Raw genomic sequence first — 18,166 nt, 5'->3', positions numbered from 1 at the left:
GACCCCGCGCTGCGTTCCGGCTCCGGTGCCGAACGCCCGCGTGACCGTATCGCTCACGCAAGGTTTACAGCAAGAGTCTTGCAACATGCGGAAAGTCTTTTCAGCAGCTGGACTTGCCCGCATAGAGGGCGAGTGCCGTGTTGGCGCCCAGCGTCGCCGTGAACTGCCCCGAACCGTTCACCGTGACCTGCGTGTTGTTCTGCACGTTGCAGTAGGTGCCCGCCGCGAGGGACGTCGTGTACGTCCGGCTCAGCGTGGAGGTCTCGTGGTTGATGGCGACGAAGCCCTTGCTGCCGCGCCCGAAGGCGATGGCGTCGTTGCCGTCGTCCCACCAGTTGCTCAGCGCCTGCCCGCGGGTGGCGTTGCGGAAGGCGACCATCGACTTGATCTCCGGCCAGGCGTGCTGGCACTTCCAGCCGTCCTGCCAGCACGCGTTGACGGTGCCGCCGTTGGGCGGTCCCGCGTCCGCGTCGGACCACTCGTAGCCGGAGTTGATGTCCGGTGCGCCGTACGGGTGGGCCAGCATGAAGACGTTGGCGAGCGTGTAGTTCGCCCCGTCCTTGTAGTTCAGGGTCGAGCCGTTGCGCTCGGTGTCGTGGTTGTCGACGAAGACGGCCGCGACGGAGCTGCTCATGTAGCCCCAGCCCTCGCCGTAGTTCTTCAGATAGGCGAGGTTCTCGTTGTTGAAGACCCGCTTGAGGTCGTACGCGTACCGGAACTCCTGGACGTCCCCGTTGCCCGTGTACTCGGTGGGCTGGACCGCCTCGCCGGAGCCGTAGATGACCTCCTGCTTCCAGTACACGGACGGATTGGCGAGCCGGGACTTGATGTTGGCGAGGTCGGCCGCCGGTATGTGCTTGGCCGCGTCGATGCGGAAGCCGTCGACGCCGTACCCGAGGAGGGTGTTCAGGTACCCGGCGATGGTGGACCGGACGTACTCCTCACCGGTGTCCAGGTCGGCGAGGCCGACGAGTTCGCAGTTCTGGACGTTGGCGCGGTTGGTGTAGTCGCTGATCGTCGCCGTGCAGTCGTCCATGTCGTAGGAGGAGTACAGGCCCGGGTAGTTGTACTTCGTGTACGACGACCCGCCGGTTCCGGTGCCGGAACCGGCCGACATGTGGTTGATCACCGTGTCCGTGACGACCTTCACGCCGGCCGCGTGGCAGGTGCCGACCATGTTCCTGAAGGCGGTGGCGTCACCGAGCCGCCCGGCGATCCTGTAGCTCACGGGCTGGTAGGAGGTCCACCACTGCGAGCCCTGTACGTGCTCGGCGGGCGGGGACACCTGGACGTAGCCGTATCCGGCGGGGCCGAGGGTGTTGGTGCACTCCTTGGCGACGGAGTCGAATTTCCACTCGAACAGAACGGCGGTGACGTCCTTGGTCCCGGGCGGGGATGCCTGGGCGGTGCCGGTGGGCAGGACCACCGAGGCCGCCATGCCCGCGGCGAGCGCGAGCGCGGTGGCAAGAGTTCTCTTGGCCATGTCATCTCCTGCACGTCATTGTGCGGTGGGGGTGTGCGGGTGACCGGGGCTCCGGGGTGCAAGTGGGGGGCCCTGGAAGGAAGTTGCCCAGTGAATCAGTCGGGCGTGAGCCGGAACGTATCCCTTGCCGCCAAGTTTCAGCAAGATGTCGTAAGGGATTTCAACGCGTAAAAAAGCGGTGCCCCGGTCCAGAAGGACCGGGGCACCGCTCAGCCGTCGTGGCGGGAGGGTCAGGCTGCCCACCACACGGTCGTATCGGCGGGCAGCTTCGCCTCGCCGTCCCGGGACAGGGTCACCTCGCCGCTCGCGACGAGCACCCTGCCGTACGCCGGGACGGTCACGGACTCGCTCCCGGTGTTCGCGGTGCAGACGAACGCGCCCCGGCGGAAGGCGAGCACACCGTCCGGCGCGTCCAGCCAGTCGACGGTGTCGCCCGCCCCGAGGTCGGACCGCTCGCGCCGCACGGCGAGCGCGTCGCGGTACAGCTCCAGCGTGGAGCCCGCCACGCCGGACTGCGCCTCGATGCTCAGCTCCGCCCACTCGGCGGGCTGCGGCAGCCAGCTGCCGCCGTCACCGAAGCCGTACGAGGAACCCGCCCGGGTCCACGGGATCGGCACCCGGCAGCCGTCGCGGAAACCGTCCTGGCCGGCGCCCCGGAAGTAGGCGGGGTCCTGGCGCACCTCGTCGGGCAGGTCGACGACGTCGGGCAGGCCGAGCTCCTCGCCCTGGTAGAGGTAGGCGGAGCCGGGCAGCGCCAGCATCAGCAGGGTCGCCGCGCGGGCCCGGCGCAGCCCGAGCTCCCGGTCGCCCGCCGTGCGGATCTGGGTGCCGAGGCCGGCCTCGTTGGCGAACCGCGTGGCGTGCCGGGTCACGTCGTGGTTGGACAGCACCCAGGTGGAGGGGGCGCCGACCGGGCGCATCGCGTCGAGGGTGCGGTCGATCACCGAGCGCAGCTCGGCCGCGTCCCAGTGGGTGCCCAGGTACTGGAAGTTGAAGGCCTGGTGCAGCTCGTCGGGGCGGACGTAGTTCGCGGTGCGCTCGATCGTCGGGGTCCACGCCTCCGCGACGAAGATGCGCTCGCCCGAGTACTCGTCGAGGATCGTGCGCCACTGCCGGTACACGTCGTGCACGCCGTCCTGGTCGAAGAACGGCATGACATCGTTGCCCAGCAGCTTCAGCTGGTCGTGGTCGCCGAGGTCCGGCAGGCCCTCCGCCTTCACCAGCCCGTGCGCGACGTCGATACGGAAGCCGTCGACGCCCATGTCGAGCCAGAACCGCAGGATCGAGCGGAACTCGTCGCCCACGGCCGGGTGTTCCCAGTTGAAGTCCGGCTGCTCGGGCGCGAAGAGGTGCAGGTACCACTCGCCGGGGGTGCCGTCCGGCTCGGTGACCCGGGTCCAGGCGGGCCCGCCGAAGATCGACTCCCAGTCGTTGGGCGGCAGTTCGCCGTCCGCGCCCTTGCCGGGGCGGAAGTGGTAGCGGTCCCGCAGATCGGAGCCGGGGCCCTCCCGCAGGGCGCGCTTGAACCACTCGTGCTGGTCGGAGGAGTGGTTGGGAACGAGGTCGACGATGATCCGCAGGCCGAGGTCGTGGGCGTCACGGATGAGGGAGTCGGCGTCCAGGAGACTGCCGAACATCGGGTCGACGGCCCGGTAGTCCGCCACGTCGTATCCGGCGTCGGCCTGCGGCGAGGCGTAGAAGGGGCTGAGCCACACGGCGTCCACACCGAGGTCGCGCAGGTAGGGCAGTCGGGAACGTACGCCCTCCAGGTCGCCCATGCCGTCGCCGTTGCTGTCGGCGAAGCTGCGCGGATAGACCTGGTAGATCACCGCGTCGCGCCACCAGTCGCGACGGGTGGCGACGGTGGCGAGGGCGGAGTTCGGGGCCTGGTCGGCGGAGTGCTGGCTCATGGCGTCCTTGATGCGGTGGGGGTCCCCCGCTCGGGCGAGGCCGAGAGTGGGAGAGGAGTTCGAGGTGGGATCTCCCCCTCCGTCCGGGCGGGGCCCGGGGCTCGGGGAGGGAGGTGCGTCGTCGGGTCGGCGGAACGAGGCGGCCGCGGTGCCGGCGGGGTCGGATGGGCACCGCGGCCGCCACCCGCGCGCGACGAGCGCGCGGGAGCCTGGGGGCTGTCCGGGCGCGGTCAGCCCTTCGTTCCGCCGGCGGTGAGACCGGTGACGAGGTTCTTCTGCACGAGGTAGAAGAACGCCGAGACGGGTATCGCGATGAGCACCGCCGTGGCGGCCATCAGGTTGCGCTGCGCGTCGTGCTCGCTGACGAAGCTCTGCAGGCCGACCGCGAAGGTGTACTTCGAGTCGTCGAGCATGAACGTGGAGGCGAACGCGACCTCACCGAACGCGGTGATGAAGTTGTAGAAGGCGGCGACCGCCAGGCCCGGCTTGGCGAGCGGCAGGATCAGCCGGAAGAAGGTGCCGAAGGGGCTCAGTCCGTCGACGCGTCCGGCCTCGTCGATCTCGAACGGGATGGTGTCGAAGTAGCCCTTGAGCAGCCAGGCGCTGTAGGGCACCGCCGTCGAGCAGTAGACGATGATCAGGCCGAGGTAGGAGTCGATGAGCTGCAGGTCCGAGAGGATCTGGTACATCGGCACGATCAGTACGGCGATCGGGAACATCTGGGTGACCAGCAGGACCCACATGAACTTCTTGTACCCGGGGAAGCGCATGCGCGAGACCGCGTAGCCGGTGGTGGCCGCGATCATCACACCGACCACCGTGGTGCCGAGCGACACGATGAGCGAGCTCTTCATCCACTCGAAGAAGTTCGTGTGCTGGAGCACGAAGGAGTAGTTGGTGAACGTCATCGTGTGCCAGATGCGTCCGGGGTGCAGATAGTCGTCCTTGTCCGGGCCGAGGGACAGGAAGACGAGCCAGGCGATCGGGAACAGCGCGATCAGGCTCGCGACGATGAGGACGCCGTGGGAGGTGAGCGAGCCGAGGAGCCCGCGCTCCCCGCGCCGGCGGGGCCGGACCGACGGCTCCGCGGGTACGGGGACCTGCTCGGCCGGAGACGTCCGAAGGGTGCTGGTACTCATGGAGACTCCCGCCTCAGATCGCGAGCTGCTGGTCATTGCGGTTCAGCCAGCGGCGGTAGAAGGAGGTGAAGACGACGAGGATGGCCAGCAGCAGCATGCCGTAGGCCGCCGACTGCGCGAAGTCGCGCGGCTGCTGTCCGAAGCCGAGGTAGTAGGCCCAGGTGACGAGGATCTGCGCGTCCGGCGCGGTGTTGCCGAACAGGATGAAGATCACGGCGAACTGGTTGAAGGTCCAGATGATGCCGAGGAGCACGACGGTCGAGCTGACCGACCGCAGCCCCGGCAGGGTGACGTAGCGGAACCGCTGCCAGGCGCTCGCGCCGTCCATCTCCGCGGCCTCGTACAGCGTGCCGTCGATGGACTGCAGGCCGCCGAGGAGCGAGACCATCATGAAGGGCACACCGCACCAGGTGTTGACCATGATCGCCGCGAACCGCTGCCAGAAGGTGTCCTCCAGCCACAGCGGCGACGGCAGGTGCACCGCGTCGAGCATGGAGTTGATGATGCCGCCGTCGGCGAGCATGAAGCGCCAGCCGAAGACGGTGACGAAGGTGGGCACGGCCCACGGCAGCACCAGGATCAGCCGGTAGAACGTACGGCCGCGCAGCTTCTGGTTGAGCAGCAGGGCGAGGCCGAGCCCCACGCAGTAGTGGAGGGCGACACAGAGCGCCGTCCACACGATGGTCCAGATGAAGTGCGACCAGAAGCGGTCGTACGACGTCGGGCCCCACAGGATGTCCTTGTAGTTGTCGAGGCCGATGAACTTGTAGGTGGCGTCGATGTGGTTGACGCCGATCGTGCGGGCGGAGTTGAGGCTGTTGGCGTCCGTGAGCGTCAGGTAGAGGCCCCGCACCAGCGGATACAGCACCAGTCCGCCGAGCACGACGACCACCGGGGCGATCATCGCGTACGCGTACCAGTACTTCTGGTACCCGCGCTTGAGACGCTGGAGCGGACCGGGGCGTGACCCGCGGTCACCGACACGCTTTCCGGTCGCTCGGTCGATGGCGACTGTCATGGTTCGACACCTTCTGGAAGATCAGGGTTGGGGCCGTGCGCACGCCGGTGGCCGTCGGGTTCCCTCCCGGACCCCGGGGGACGGGAGGGAACCCGACGGCCACACGGACTCACTTGCTGAAGTCCGGGACCAGCTTGGCGATCGCCAGTTCGGCGTTGCTCAGGCCCTTGTCCAGGGACTCCTTGCCACCCGCGATCTTCGGCAGCTCGGTGTCGAGCGGGCCCCACAGCGAGCTGTACTCGGGCAGCGCCGGCCGCGGCTGGGCGGCGGCGAGCACCGTCTGGTAGCCGGCGATGCCCGGGTCGGCCTTGACGGCGCTGGTGTAGGCGTCGTCACGGGTCGGCAGCGTGGAGTTCTTGAGCGCGATCGTGGCCTGCGAGGCTGCCGAGGTCATGAACTTCACGAACTTCAGCGACGCCGTCTGGTGGGCCTTGTCGGACCCGGCGTAGACCGAGAGGTTGTGGCCGCCGGTCGGGGCGCCCGCCTTGCCGGTGGAGCCGGCCGGGACGGTGGCGATACCGAGGTTGGTCTTGTCCGTGAAGGCCGAGCCCTTGTAGAAGTTGGTGATCTCCCAGGGGCCCTGGACGATCGAGGCGACCTTGCCGTTGACGAACGCGTCCTGGATGTGGGCGTAGGCGTCGGCGGTGGTGTCGGCCTTGTGCAGTCCCTTGCCGGAGAACAGGCCCTGCCAGGTCCCGTACGCCTTCTGCGCCGCGGCCGAGTTCACGGTGATCTTCTTCGCGGAGGCGTCGACGGTGTCGGTGCCCTCGCCGTAGAGGAACGACTGCGCGTAGTACGCCTGTGTCGAGCCCCAGTAGCCGTCGAAGCCCGTCTTCTGCTTGATCGTGGCGGCGGCCTTCTTCAGGTCGTCCCAGGTCTTGGGGGCCTCGGTGATGCCGGCCTTCTTGTACAGCGCCTTGTTGTAGACGAGCGCGAGGGTGTCGGTCACCAGCGGGACACCGTACGTCTTGCCGTCGAACTTGGCCTGCTCGATCAGGCTGGGCTGGAACTTGGCCTGGTCCGCGAGGGCCTCGGTGCCGTCCAGCGGCAGGAAGAAGCCCTTCTTCGCGAACGCCGGGGTCCAGCCCACCTCCGAGCGCAGGATGTCCGGGGCGCCCTTGGAGCCGGCGGCCGTGTCGAACTTGTTCTGCGCCTGGTCGAAGGGGACGTTGACGTACTTGACCTTGATGTCCGGGTTGGCCTTCTCGAACTGCTGGGCCAGTGCCTTGTACGTCGGCGCCTCATTGGTGGCGTTGGAGGTGTCCCACCAGGTGATGGTGGTGGGGCCGTCCGACTTGTCGCTGCCGCTGTCACTGCCGCCGCAGGCCGTCGCCGCGAGGGCGAGGGACGCCACCAGCGCGGTGGCCGCTATGCCACGCCGCATGAGATCTCCTTGAGGGTGAAAGCCCGAGTGGGTGAGGAAGCGGTCCCGCCCGCTCCCCTTGCCGACTTGCCGACTGCGCCGTTGCGTCCGCCGGGCGACGTGAACGTAACAGCGTTGAAAGCGACGCGAAAGACCTTGCAGCAAAAAAGTGCAAGGACTGCCGAGAGTTACTCGCCCGTGACCCGGGGGCGATGGTACGGAAACCCTTGTCCGAGGCCGCTCAGCGGGCGGCGAGGCCCCTGTGCAAGACTCTGCAAGCTCTTGCCATACCCGCCCGGTACGGGGATCATCGGCCCGTCAGCGCCTTGCAGGAGCCACCCCTTCCCGCGGCGCACGCACGGGACGCCGAGCCGACCAGAACACGAGGGAGCGCGATGACGCAGCAGCCCGGAGCGGGCCGATCAACCGCCCGCACACGGCGTCTGGTTGGTGGGCAGGGCGAGAACCGGCAGGTACAGTCCCATCCCGTGACCACACGGCTTGCCGACATCGCAGCCCAGGCGGGGGTCAGTGAGGCGACTGTCAGCCGCGTCCTGAACGGGAAGCCCGGTGTCGCCGCGACGACCCGCCAGTCCGTCCTGGCCGCGCTCGACGTACTGGGCTACGAGCGCCCGGTCCGGCTGCGGCAGCGCAGCGAGGGCCTGGTCGGCCTGATCACCCCCGAGCTGGAGAACCCGATATTCCCCGCGCTGGCGCAGGTCATCGGGCAGGCCCTGACCCGCCAGGGGTACACCCCCGTCCTCGCGACCCAGACCCCGGGCGGCTCCACCGAGGACGAGCTGACCGAGATGCTGGTGGACCGCGGCGTCGCGGGCATCATCTTCGTCTCCGGACTGCACGCGGACACCTCGGCGGACATGCAGCGCTACGAGCAGCTGCGCGCGCAGGGGGTCCCCTTCGTCCTGGTCGACGGGTTCTCGCCGAAGGTGCAGGCGCCGTTCATCTCGCCCGACGACCGCGCGGCGATGGACCTGGCGGTCACGCACCTCGTCTCGCTGGGGCACACCAACATCGGGCTCGCCCTCGGTCCGAAGCGGTTCGTGCCCGTGCAGCGCAAGATCGAGGGCTTCGTGCGCACGATGCAGGAGCAGCTGGGACTCGCTCCCGCCGACGTCGAGGAGCGACTGGTCCAGCACTCGCTGTACACCCTGGAGGGCGGGCAGGCCGCGGCGGCCGCGCTCATCGAACGGGACTGCACGGCGGTCGTCTGCGCCAGCGACATGATGGCCCTCGGGGCGATACGGGCGGCTCGCGGACGCGGTCTGGACGTACCGAAGGACATATCCGTCGTGGGCTTCGACGACTCGCCGCTGATCGCCTTCACCGACCCGCCCCTGACGACGATCCGCAAGCCGGTGCCGGCCATGGGCCAGGCGGCGGTGCGGACGCTGCTGGAGGAGATCGGGGGGACTCCCGCACCGCACAGTGAGTTCGTGTTCATGCCGGAACTGGTGGTGCGCGGTTCGACCGCTTCGGCCCCTGGGGACCGGAATCGTCCCTAGGGAGGATTCCCCGCGCCACTCGTAGCGGTCCGTTCGGTGTAGAACGTGCGGCCAGGACCCGACCAAGGGATGATCGGTCGCGGAACGCTTTTCTGGCAGACTTTGCGCCTATGGGTGAGACGACCGTGACGACACTGGAAGGCCAGGACCGGGCCGCTCCACGCCCCGTCGCGGAGGACCGTGCGGGTAAGGGCTTCCTGCACCGTCTGCGGACTCCGCGTCGCCCCCGCTTCTGGTTCGAGATCCTCCTCATCGCGGCGAGTTACTGGACGTACTCGCTGATCCGCAACGCCGTGCCGGAACAGCGGGGCAAGGCGCTGCGCAACGCGGACTGGATCTGGCGCACGGAGCACCACCTCGGGATCGCGGTCGAGCAGTCGGTCAACCATGCCGTCAACTCGGCGACATGGCTGATCGTCGGGATGAACTACTACTACGCGACGCTGCACTTCGTGGTGACGCTGGCCGTCCTGGTCTGGCTCTACCACAGCCATCCAGGCCGCTACGCGGCGGCGCGCCTGGCCCTGTTCGCCACGACGGCGGTGGCCCTGGTCGGCTACTACTTCTTCCCGCTCGCCCCGCCCCGCCTGATGAACGGCGGCCACTTCGTGGACACGGTCGTCGTCCACCACACCTGGGGCTCGATGGCCTCCGGCGACCTCAAGCACATGTCGAACCAGTACGCCGCGATGCCGTCGATGCACATCGGCTGGTCGCTCTGGTGCGGCCTGACGATCTTCGCCCTGGCCTCGGCACCGTGGGCCCGCATCCTGGGCCTCCTCTACCCGGCGGCCACCCTGCTGGTCATCGTCTCCACCGCGAACCACTTCTGGCTCGACGCGGTGGGCGGCCTGCTCTGCCTGGCCTTCGGCTTCACGATGACGCGCCTCTGGTACGGCGCCCTGCCGTACGAGCTGCCCCGCTGGGTCCCCGGAACACGCGGCGCCCCGATGCTCCCCCTGAAGGCCTGACCACACCACCCGACGACGCACGCGAGGGGCCGTGCCGGTACCTCACAGCCCGAAGCCACCCAGGCCCCGACCCACCACGCCCCCGCACCCGGCGACGCACGCGAGGGGCGCCCCACCACCGCCCCGACCCAGCACGTACCCGCACCAGGCGACGCACGCGAGGGGCCGTGCCGGTAGGTCGCAGCCCGAAGCCGCCCAGGCCCCGACCCACCACATACCCGCACCCGGCGACGCACGCGAGGGGCCGTGCCGGTACGTCACAGCCCGTCGCTTACGCCCGGATCGAACAACGGCTCCCCACCAGTCCCACGCCTGATCCAACGGCGACGGGCTCGACGTACCGGCACAGCCCCGCCCCACCCGCACGCCCGCACCGCGCCGCACGCACGCCCGCACCGCGCCACCCGCACGCCCGAGCCCGCGGACGCCCCCGCACCCGCACCCGGGCGATCTCACGCTCCGTAGAACAATTCGTCCACCACGGCCCGAGCCCGCCGAGTGGTCCGCCGATAGTCGTCGAGCATGTCGCCCACATGGCCGGGCCCGTACCCCAGGTACCGCCCCACGGCAGCCAGCTCCCGACCGTCGGACGGAAACGTGTCCCCGGCCCGCCCCCGCACCAGCATCACCGCGTTGCGCACCCGCGTAGCCAGCACCCACGCCTCGTCGAGGATCGCCGCGTCCTCCCCCGACACCAGCCCCGCCGCACACGCGGCCGCCAGCGCCTCCCGCGTCCGCGTGGTCCGCAGCCCCGGTTCGTCCCACCCGTGCCGCAGCTGGAACAACTGCACCGTCCACTCCACGTCGGACAGCCCGCCCCGCCCCAGCTTGGTGTGCAGCGTCGGATCCGCCCCGCGAGGCATCCGCTCCGACTCCATCCGGGCCTTCAGCCGCCGTATCTCCCGTACGGCGTCCTCGCCCAGCCCCTCCGCCGGATACCGCAGCGGATCGACGAGCTCGATGAACCGGCGCCCCAGGTCCTCGTCCCCGGCCACGAACTCGGCCCTCAGCAGCGCCTGCGACTCCCACACCAGCGACCACCGCCGGTAGTACGCCTCGTACGACTTCAGCGACCGTACGAGCGGCCCGGACTTCCCCTCGGGCCGCAGATCCGCGTCGATCAGCAGCGGCGGATCCGCGCTGGACACCTGGAGCAGCCGCCGCATCTCGGACACCACGGCGTTGGCGGCCCGGGACGCCTCGTGCTCGTCCACGCCCTCCCGGGGCTCGTGCACGAACAGTACGTCCGCGTCGGACCCGTAACCGAGCTCGTGCCCCCCGAACCGTCCCATCGCGATCACCGCGAACCGGGTGGGCAGGGTGTCCCCCCATCCGTCCCGCACCACGGCCCGCAGCGTCCCCGCGAGCGTCGCCGCGGTCAGGTCGGAGACCGCTCCGCCGACCTGATCCACCAGGGCGCCCTGGTCGGCGACGACGGGCGTCTCCTCGGTGCCGTAGGAGGCGACGATGTCGGCCGCGGCGGTACGGAAGAGCTCCCGCCGCCGCACCCCGCGCGCGGCGGTGACCGCCTGTTCACCCCCGGCGGCCCGCCCGACCGCCGCGAGCACCTCCTGTTCCAGATGCGCCCGGACGCGCGGCTCCAGCCCGCCGCCGTCCCCGTCGCCGAGCAGCGCGACCGCCTCCGGGGCGCGCATCAGCAGGTCGGGGGCGAGCCGCCCCGCGGACAGCACGCGTGCGAGGTTCTCGGCCGCCGCGCCTTCGTCCCTCAACAGGCGCAGGTACCAGGGGGTCTTGCCCAGCGCGTCCGACACCTTGCGGAAGTTGAGCAGGCCGGCGTCGGGTTCGGCGGAGTCCGCGAACCATCCCAACAGCACGGGCAGCAGGGTCCGTTGGATGGCCGCCTTGCGCGAGACGCCGGAGGCCAGCGCCTCCAGGTGCCGCAGCGCGGCGGCCGGGTCGGCGTATCCGAGCGCGACGAGCCGCTCCCGGGCCGCGTCCGCGCTCAGCCGGGCCTCGCCGGTGGCGAGTTGGGCGACGGCGTCGAGCAGCGGCCGGTAGAAGAGCTTCTCGTGCAGGCGCCGCACCACGGCCCGGTGCCGCTTCCACTCGCGCTTCAGCTCGACGACCGGATCGACGCGCAGTCCCAACGACCGTCCGATGCGGCGCAGATCGGCGCTGTCCTCGGGCACCAGATGGGTGCGCCGCAGCCGGTACAGCTGGATGCGGTGTTCCATCAGTCTCAGGAACCGGTAGGAGTCGTCGAGCTGGACGGCGTCGGCACGCCCCACGTACCCGCCCGCGGCGAGTGCCTTCAAGGCGTCGAGCGTGGTGCCGCTGCGGAGCGAGGAGTCGGCCCGACCGTGTACCAACTGCAGGAGCTGCACGGCGAATTCGACGTCCCTCAGCCCTCCCGGCCCGAGCTTCAGCTCCCGGTCGACCTCGGCGACGGGGATGTTCTCGACCACCCGGCGCCGCATCTTCTGCACGTCGGCGACGAAGTTCTCGCGCTCGGCGGCGTGCCAGACGAGCGGCGCGAGCGTGTTCACGTACTCCGTGCCGAGTTCGATGTCCCCGGCGACCGGGCGCGCCTTGAGCAGCGCCTGGAACTCCCAGGTCTTGGCCCATCGCTGGTAGTAGGCGAGATGGCTGCTGAGCGTGCGGACCAGGGGGCCGTTGCGCCCCTCGGGCCGCAGGTTGGCGTCGACGGGCCAGATGCTGCCCTCGACGGTCGTCTCGGAGCAGATCCGCATCATGTGGGCGGCGAGCCGGGTGGCGGCCTGGATCGCCTTGCCCTCGTCGGCCCCGTCGGCCGCCTCCCCCACGAAGATCACGTCGACGTCGGACACGTAGTTGAGCTCGTGTCCGCCGCACTTGCCCATCGCGACGACGGCGAGCCGGCACAGCGCGGCGTCGCCGGGCGCGGCGCCCCGGGCGATGGCGAGCGCGGCGCGCAGGGTGGCGGTGGCGAGGTCGGCGAGTTCGGCGGCGGTCTGGGCGAGGTCGGTGGTGCCGCAGACGTCGCGTGCGGCGATGGACAGCAGACAGCGCCGGTAGGCGACGCGCAGCGAGACGGGGTCGTCCGCCTCCGCGAGGCCGCGCTCGAACTCCGCCACTCCGGGGTGCAGGTCCTGCGGCTCGTAGGTGACGAGCTCCTGCCAGTCGCCCGGGTGGCGGGCGAGGTGGTCGGCGAGGGCGGCGGAGGCGCCGAGCACGCCGAGCAGCCGGTCGCGCAGCGGTTTGGCGGCGACCAGTGTGTCGAGGAGTTCGCGCTCGGCCGTGTGCCCGTCCTGCGCTTCGACCAGCCGGACCAGTCCGAGCAGTGCGAGATCCGGGTCGGCGGTCGTCCCGAGTGCCTCGAGGAGGACCGGATCGGCTTTTATGGGTGCGAGCTGGTCGCTCTCCAGGAGCCGCTCGGCCGCCGAGGGATCGGTGAAGCCGTGCCGCAGCAGCCGTGTGAAGGTACTGCTTCTGCGCCCCGGCGCCGTCATCCTCGGCCTCCCTCGGATCGAAGTCGCACCCGGTCCGGTCAGCGTCGCACAGCCGGTCCGATCAAGGTCGTACGAGCCCGAGCCTAGCCGGAGAGGCGTGCGGAAGCGCCGGGGCGTGCGGTGACTCCTCCCGGGCGGGACCATGGCGTCGTGGGACGAGAGCCCGTGGCCGTCGCGGGGCGACCGCCCATGGCCGTCGCAGGAGTGGAGCCCGTGACGGAGTTCGGTCTCGGGAAGGGCGAGCCGTTCGGCCAGACGCGCCGGTGTTTCACCTGACGTGCGTCGGGCGGCGGAGGGCAAGGGCAGCGGGACCGGCGCAAGGGGGGCGCTGAAGGGTCGGCGAAGCGGGCAGTTCACCAGGTCTTCACCCCCCGGGCCGGGTGCTGTGAGGCGGTCGAACGCTGGCGTGTACATGCTCTGTTCGCACTGTTATCGTCACCGTCGCCTCTCCCCCACCGGAGGTCTGAAGTGTCCGGCAGAAACGTGTACCGCCGCCGCCGTGCCGTCGTGGCGTCCGCCCTCGCCTTCACCGCGGCCGCGGTGGGACTGTGGACCGGGCTCGGCGGATCCACCACCGCACATGCCGCGGCCGGGGTCCCGACCCCGGACCACGTGGTCGTCGTGGTCTTCGAGAACCACGCGTACAGCCAGGTGATCGGCTCCTCCAGCGCCCCGTACATCAACTCGCTCAAGACCGGGGGCGCCAACCTCTCCCAGTCCTACGCCCAGACGCACCCGAGCCAGCCCAACTACTACGCCCTGTTCTCCGGGTCCACCCAGGGCGTCACGGACGACAGCTGCGTCAGGCCCGGCTTCTCCTCCGCGCCGAACCTCGCCTCCGAACTGATCGCCGCCGGCAAGACCTGGGCGAGCTACAACGAGACGCTGCCCAGCCAGGGCTCCACGACGTGCAGCAGCGGCAAGTACGCGCAGAAGCACAACCCGTGGTTCGGCTTCGGCAACGTGCCGACGTCGAGCGCGAAGACCTTCACGCAGTTCCCGGCCGACTACACGACGCTGCCGCAGGTCTCCTTCGTCGTCCCGAACCTGTGCAGCGACATGCACGACTGCTCGGTGTCCTCCGGGGACACCTGGCTGAAGAACAACCTGGGTGCCTACGCCACCTGGGCCAAGACCCACAACAGCCTGCTCGTCGTCACCTTCGACGAGGACAACCGGCTCAGCGGCAACAAGATCCCCACGGTGCTCTACGGCCAGCAGGTGACGGCCGGATCCTCCTCCTCCACCACCTACAACCACTACGACCTGCTGCGCACCCTGGAGGACATGCACGGCCTGCCGCACGCCGGCAACGCCGCCTCCGGCAAGGACATCACCGGCATCTGGACGTCCTGAGATGTACGTGGCGGACAGCCGCGCCGGTGCGCGTGCGGCGTCCGCGGAAGGCGCCGCCCGGCCCCGTGCCGGGCGGCGCCGCGCCGCGGTCGCGCCCACGGTGCTGGCGCTCGGCACGGTCAGTCTGATCACCGACGTCTCGTCCGAGATGGTCACCGCGGTGCTCCCGCTGTACCTGGTGGCGGGCCTCGGCCTGTCACCGCTGGGTTTCGGTCTGCTGGACGGCGTCTACAACGGCTTCTCGGCGCTCGTCCGGCTGGTCGGGGGCCATCTGGCCGACCGCGGCGGCGGCCGCCACAAGTGGGTGGCGGGCTTCGGCTACGCGCTCTCGGCGGCCTGCAAACCCCTGCTCCTGCTGGCACACTCGCTCACCCCGATCGGCCTCGTCCTGGCCGCCGACCGCACCGGCAAGGGCCTGCGCACCGCCCCGCGCGACGCGCTGATCTCCCTGTCCAGCACTCCCGCGACGCGCGGCCGTGCCTTCGGCGTGCACCGGGCCATGGACACGGCGGGCGCGCTGCTGGGCCCGCTGGTCGCCTTCCTGATCCTGCGGGCGACGGTGGACGGCTACGACGCGGTGTTCACGGTGAGCTTCTGCGTGGCGGTGGTGGGAGTACTGGTGCTGGTGCTGTTCGTGCCGGGAGACACCCGCACGAAGGCCGGGGCACGGTCCTCGCGGTCCGCGGAGGCGACGAGGTCCACGCGGCCCGGCGGGACGACGCGGCGGTCCACGGGGGAGGCGACGGAGTCCGAGTCCGGGCCGCCGCCGTCCGGCGAGAACCCCCCGTCCGGCGAGAACCCCGCGGGCACCACCGCGCCCCCCACCCTCCGCGCGGCCCTGTCCCTGCTCGCCACTCCGGCCGTACGCCGCATCACCCTGTGCGCCCTCCTGCTGGGTCTCGCGACGGTCAGCGACGCCTTCGTCTTCCTGCTCCTCCAGCGGCGCCTGGGGGTACCGGACCGCTGGTTCGCGCTCCTCCCCCTGGGTACGGCCGCCGCGTTCCTCCTGCTGGCCGTCCCGCTGGGCCGCCTCGCCGACCGGATCGGCAGCCGTCGGCTGTTCCTGGCCGGCCACGGCGCCCTGCTGCTCGTGTACGCCCTGCTGCTCTCGGCCTGGCACGGCACGGCGCTGCCGTACGTGGTCCTGCTCCTGCACGGCGGTTTCTACGCGGCCACCGACGGCGTGCTGATGGCCGCGGCCTCCGAGAGCGTGCCGGAGGCGCTGCGCTCGTCCGGGCTCGCCCTCGTCCAGACCGGCCAGGCGCTGGCCCGCTTCGTCTGCTCGCTCGGCTTCGGCGCCGTCTGGACGGCCTGGGGCGACCGTACGGCCCTCACCGTGTCGGCCGTGCTGCTCGCGCTCGGGGTCCTGGTCTCGCTCGCCCTGCGTCCCGCCCCCTCGGAAGGCCCCGCATGACCACCCTCCGTACCCGTCTCCTGGTGCTCGTCTCGGCCCTCGTCGTGCTGGCGGGCGTCGGCACGGCGTCCGTCCTGCACGCCTCGGCCCGCGCCGACCGCCGCGACCATGCCGTACCGGGTGGCCCGCGGATCGCCGCGGGGCAGGTGGCGCTCAGCACGCGGGGCCGCATGATCTTCCGGAACATGGCGTGGGGACCGCACCGCGACGAACTGACGTCGGTCCCGGCGTCGGACCCGTCGGGCCCGCGGACGGCTTCGAAGGTGAAGTGCCTGCGCTTCTACGCGGCCGGGGGCACCGGGGTCTGTCTGCAGTCGCAGCACGGCCCGGTCCAGGACACCTACCGAGCCGTCGTCCTCGACTCCCGCCTCCGGGTGACGGCCCGCTACGACGTCCCCGGCATCCCGTCCCGCGCCCGCGTCTCCCCCAGCGGCCGCTACGCCGCCTGGACCGCGTTCGTGGGCGGCGACTCGTACGCGGGCACGAACTTCTCGACCCGCGCGGCGGTCGTCGACACCCGCACGGGGCGGCTGACCCCGTCCCTGGAGGCGTTCCGCGTCGTGAAGGACGGCAGGGCCTACCACGCGGCGGACGCCAACTTCTGGGGTGTCACCTTCGCCGCCGACGACCGCACGTTCTACGCGACGCTCGCCACCCACGGCAGTACGTACCTGGTCCGGGGCGATCTGCGCGCCCGCACCCTGACCACCGTCCACCCGAACGTCGAGTGCCCCTCGCTCTCCCCCGACGGCACCCGCGTCGCCTACAAGAAGCGGGTGAAGGGCCTCCCGAAGGACGCCCCCTGGCGTCTGTACGTCCTGGACCTCCGCACCCTGCGCGAAACCCCTCTCGCCGAGCCCCGCAGCGTCGACGACCAGGCCGTCTGGCGCGACGACCACACCCTCGTCTACGCCCTCCCCGGTGACTACGGAGCCGACCTGTACACCGTCCCGTCCGACGGCACGGGAAAGCCGCGGCGCATCAGCACCGCGGCGGTGTCCCCCGCGTACGTGAACGGGCCGACGGGCTGAACCCCACGGAACCACCGCCCGCGGACCGGCGACGGACCGTCCGCCGGGCACGACGACGGGCTTGCCCCTGCTCCGTGTTGGCCGGCACGCCTGGGCTCGGCCGCAGCCGCGAAGGACACGGCGCTAGATCTTGTAGACCTCGATCCCCGTGACGGTGCCCCCGGGGTTGTCGGAGTAGTGGCCCGGATCCAGGGTGAGCAGCTTGGTGCCGTAGCCGCAGCCGGTGGTGACGTGCCAGAACACTATGCGGTAGGACGTCTGGTTCGAGACGGAGCGAGCAGGGGTGAAAGTGTCGCAGCCGGGCGTTTCAGAGTAGACGGTCCTGGTTCCGGTCCTGTTCGTCCCCGACCATCCGCAGACCTTTCCCTTCGGGCAGGTATTGGGGTCAGCCGCCGCAGCAGGCGTGGCGAAGGCACCGCCCAGCAACGCACCGGCCACAGCCACCGTCGTCAGGCTTTTCCTGAGCACGCTCATGTGAGGCTCCCTCAATCCTTGATCGACAGACTTCGGGATGCTAACCCGCGGGACACGGTCGCACCAGTGCTTGACGTGCCGTCATCTACCAAGCAGCGCACGGCACTTGCAGGCACAGGACGCCGGCGAGGGCCGTACGCGCGGCCCGCAGCAGTTCTTCGGAGAGCGCGTCGCCCCGGGCTCCGAGGAGGCCGGCCACCTCGTCCAGGACCGTCCCGCGGGGCTCGGGGAAGAGGTCCCGGTCGATCCTGCCCTCGCGGGCCCAGATGCCGGCGCACGCCGCCCCCGCTTCCTCGGTCCGACCGGGTTACGACCGGGTTCATGGTGGAGTTCCAGATGCGGTGACGACCGTCAGATCGCGTGGAACCCATGAGCAAGCGCGGACTGCCCGGCCGTACACCTCCGCACGTGCACCGAGATGTCGGAATCAGCCCCCGCCGGCAGCGTGTCTTCCGTAACGTATCCGGCCGTGACGTCGTATGAGCGGTGGTCCCTGATTGCTTCGTTCGGCTCCCTGCTCGTCAGCGTCGTCGCCTTCGGCGCGGTCGCGTGGCAGCTCCTCATGCTGTCGCGCGGCACGGACCAGGACCACGACAGACGTCGCAAGCAGGCAACCATGGAGTACCTCACGGCCAACATGGATCGCCGGAAGGCTCTGTTCGACGAGGGCATACCGCACGAGCGGGATCACGGGGCCATCACGACCCTGGTCGGTCTCTCGCTGTCCGGCGACGACCGAGCCACGAAGCTGGTCGCGTCCTACCTCACCACGTTCAACTTCCTCGCCGTCGGTGCGCAGACGGACGCCTTCGACCGGCATGTCATCGACGAAGCATGGGGCGGTCTCATCATCTCCGTCTGGAACAACTACCGGCCCTGGGTCGTGGAACAGCGGCGCCGGCACGGTGAGCCCCGCGTGTGGGAGAACCTGGAGTGGCTGGCCGCCGAGATGACCCCGCGCCGGAACATCGCCCCCGACGGCGACGCGGGACCGCTGCCCTCGCAGGGACAGCCGGTGCGGTAGGGAGCTCCCGT

Annotated in this window: 13 protein-coding genes; 6 read left to right on the top strand and 7 right to left on the bottom strand. The window is 70.4% G+C overall.

Features of this window, described 5'->3' with window-relative positions; genetic code table 11:
- Window positions 1–100: 100 nt before the first annotated feature.
- From ACFVTC_RS04490 to ACFVTC_RS04470, 5 genes are all read right to left on the bottom strand, one after another.
- A complete protein-coding gene (locus tag ACFVTC_RS04490) occupies window positions 101–1,483 on the bottom strand; it encodes an alpha-amylase family protein (protein ID WP_390123871.1) in 1,383 nt (460 codons plus the stop codon).
- A gap of 230 nt (window positions 1,484–1,713) precedes the next feature.
- On the bottom strand, window positions 1,714–3,393 hold the full coding sequence (locus tag ACFVTC_RS04485; protein WP_390123869.1) for a glycoside hydrolase family 13 protein: 1,680 nt from the start codon (window positions 3,391–3,393) through the stop codon (window positions 1,714–1,716).
- A gap of 230 nt (window positions 3,394–3,623) precedes the next feature.
- Window positions 3,624–4,532 (bottom strand): sugar ABC transporter permease, encoded by a 909-nt coding sequence (locus ACFVTC_RS04480; RefSeq protein WP_390123867.1) that lies wholly within the window; start codon window positions 4,530–4,532, stop codon window positions 3,624–3,626.
- A gap of 13 nt (window positions 4,533–4,545) precedes the next feature.
- The gene (locus ACFVTC_RS04475; protein ID WP_390123865.1) at window positions 4,546–5,550 is read right to left on the bottom strand and encodes a carbohydrate ABC transporter permease; all 1,005 of its coding nucleotides are present in this window, start codon (window positions 5,548–5,550) and stop codon (window positions 4,546–4,548) included.
- Window positions 5,551–5,659: 109 nt separating this feature from the next.
- On the bottom strand, window positions 5,660–6,934 hold the full coding sequence (locus tag ACFVTC_RS04470; protein WP_390123863.1) for an extracellular solute-binding protein: 1,275 nt from the start codon (window positions 6,932–6,934) through the stop codon (window positions 5,660–5,662).
- Between the two features lie 467 nt (window positions 6,935–7,401).
- Here ACFVTC_RS04470 and ACFVTC_RS04465 point away from each other — a divergent pair, with 467 nt between their 5' ends.
- Both ACFVTC_RS04465 and ACFVTC_RS04460 read left to right on the top strand, forming a co-directional pair.
- A complete protein-coding gene (locus tag ACFVTC_RS04465) occupies window positions 7,402–8,436 on the top strand; it encodes a LacI family DNA-binding transcriptional regulator (RefSeq protein WP_381919864.1) in 1,035 nt (344 codons plus the stop codon).
- A gap of 110 nt (window positions 8,437–8,546) precedes the next feature.
- Window positions 8,547–9,407: a phosphatase PAP2 family protein gene (locus ACFVTC_RS04460; RefSeq protein WP_390123861.1), complete on the top strand. Its 861-nt coding sequence runs from the start codon at window positions 8,547–8,549 to the stop codon at window positions 9,405–9,407.
- 452 nt (window positions 9,408–9,859) lie between these two features.
- Here ACFVTC_RS04460 and ACFVTC_RS04455 read toward each other — a convergent pair whose 3' ends face one another.
- Window positions 9,860–12,856 carry a bifunctional [glutamine synthetase] adenylyltransferase/[glutamine synthetase]-adenylyl-L-tyrosine phosphorylase gene (locus tag ACFVTC_RS04455; RefSeq protein WP_390123859.1) on the bottom strand — a complete coding sequence of 999 codons (2,997 nt, stop codon included), beginning with the start codon at window positions 12,854–12,856 and terminating at the stop codon, window positions 9,860–9,862.
- A 468-nt stretch (window positions 12,857–13,324) separates the two neighbouring features.
- On the opposite strand from ACFVTC_RS04455, the gene ACFVTC_RS04450 reads away from it, so the two are divergent.
- Genes ACFVTC_RS04450 through ACFVTC_RS04440 form a run of 3 tightly spaced genes read left to right on the top strand, consistent with a single transcriptional unit; the run spans window position 13,325 to window position 16,657 of the window.
- A complete protein-coding gene (locus ACFVTC_RS04450) occupies window positions 13,325–14,212 on the top strand; it encodes an alkaline phosphatase family protein (RefSeq protein ID WP_390123857.1) in 888 nt (295 codons plus the stop codon).
- 1 nt (window position 14,213) lies between these two features.
- A complete protein-coding gene (locus ACFVTC_RS04445; protein WP_390123855.1) occupies window positions 14,214–15,626 on the top strand; it encodes an MFS transporter in 1,413 nt (470 codons plus the stop codon).
- Complete coding sequence (locus ACFVTC_RS04440) at window positions 15,623–16,657, top strand: TolB family protein (RefSeq protein ID WP_390123853.1); 1,035 nt, start codon at window positions 15,623–15,625, stop codon at window positions 16,655–16,657. Before ACFVTC_RS04445 ends, ACFVTC_RS04440 begins: the two co-directional genes overlap by 4 nt.
- A gap of 123 nt (window positions 16,658–16,780) precedes the next feature.
- On the opposite strand, the gene ACFVTC_RS04435 is transcribed toward ACFVTC_RS04440, so the two are convergent.
- On the bottom strand, window positions 16,781–17,131 hold the full coding sequence (locus ACFVTC_RS04435) for a peptidase inhibitor family I36 protein (RefSeq protein ID WP_390123851.1): 351 nt from the start codon (window positions 17,129–17,131) through the stop codon (window positions 16,781–16,783).
- 469 nt (window positions 17,132–17,600) lie between these two features.
- Between ACFVTC_RS04435 and ACFVTC_RS04430 the strand changes: the two genes are divergently transcribed.
- A complete protein-coding gene (locus ACFVTC_RS04430; RefSeq protein ID WP_390123849.1) occupies window positions 17,601–18,155 on the top strand; it encodes a DUF4760 domain-containing protein in 555 nt (184 codons plus the stop codon).
- Window positions 18,156–18,166: the final 11 nt, after the last annotated feature.

This window comes from Streptomyces sp. NPDC057950, assembly GCF_042887295.1.
GTDB lineage: Bacteria > Actinomycetota > Actinomycetes > Streptomycetales > Streptomycetaceae > Streptomyces > Streptomyces kaempferi.
Note: the sequence above shows the minus strand (reverse complement) of the source record. Positions and strands in the feature narration are given on the sequence as shown.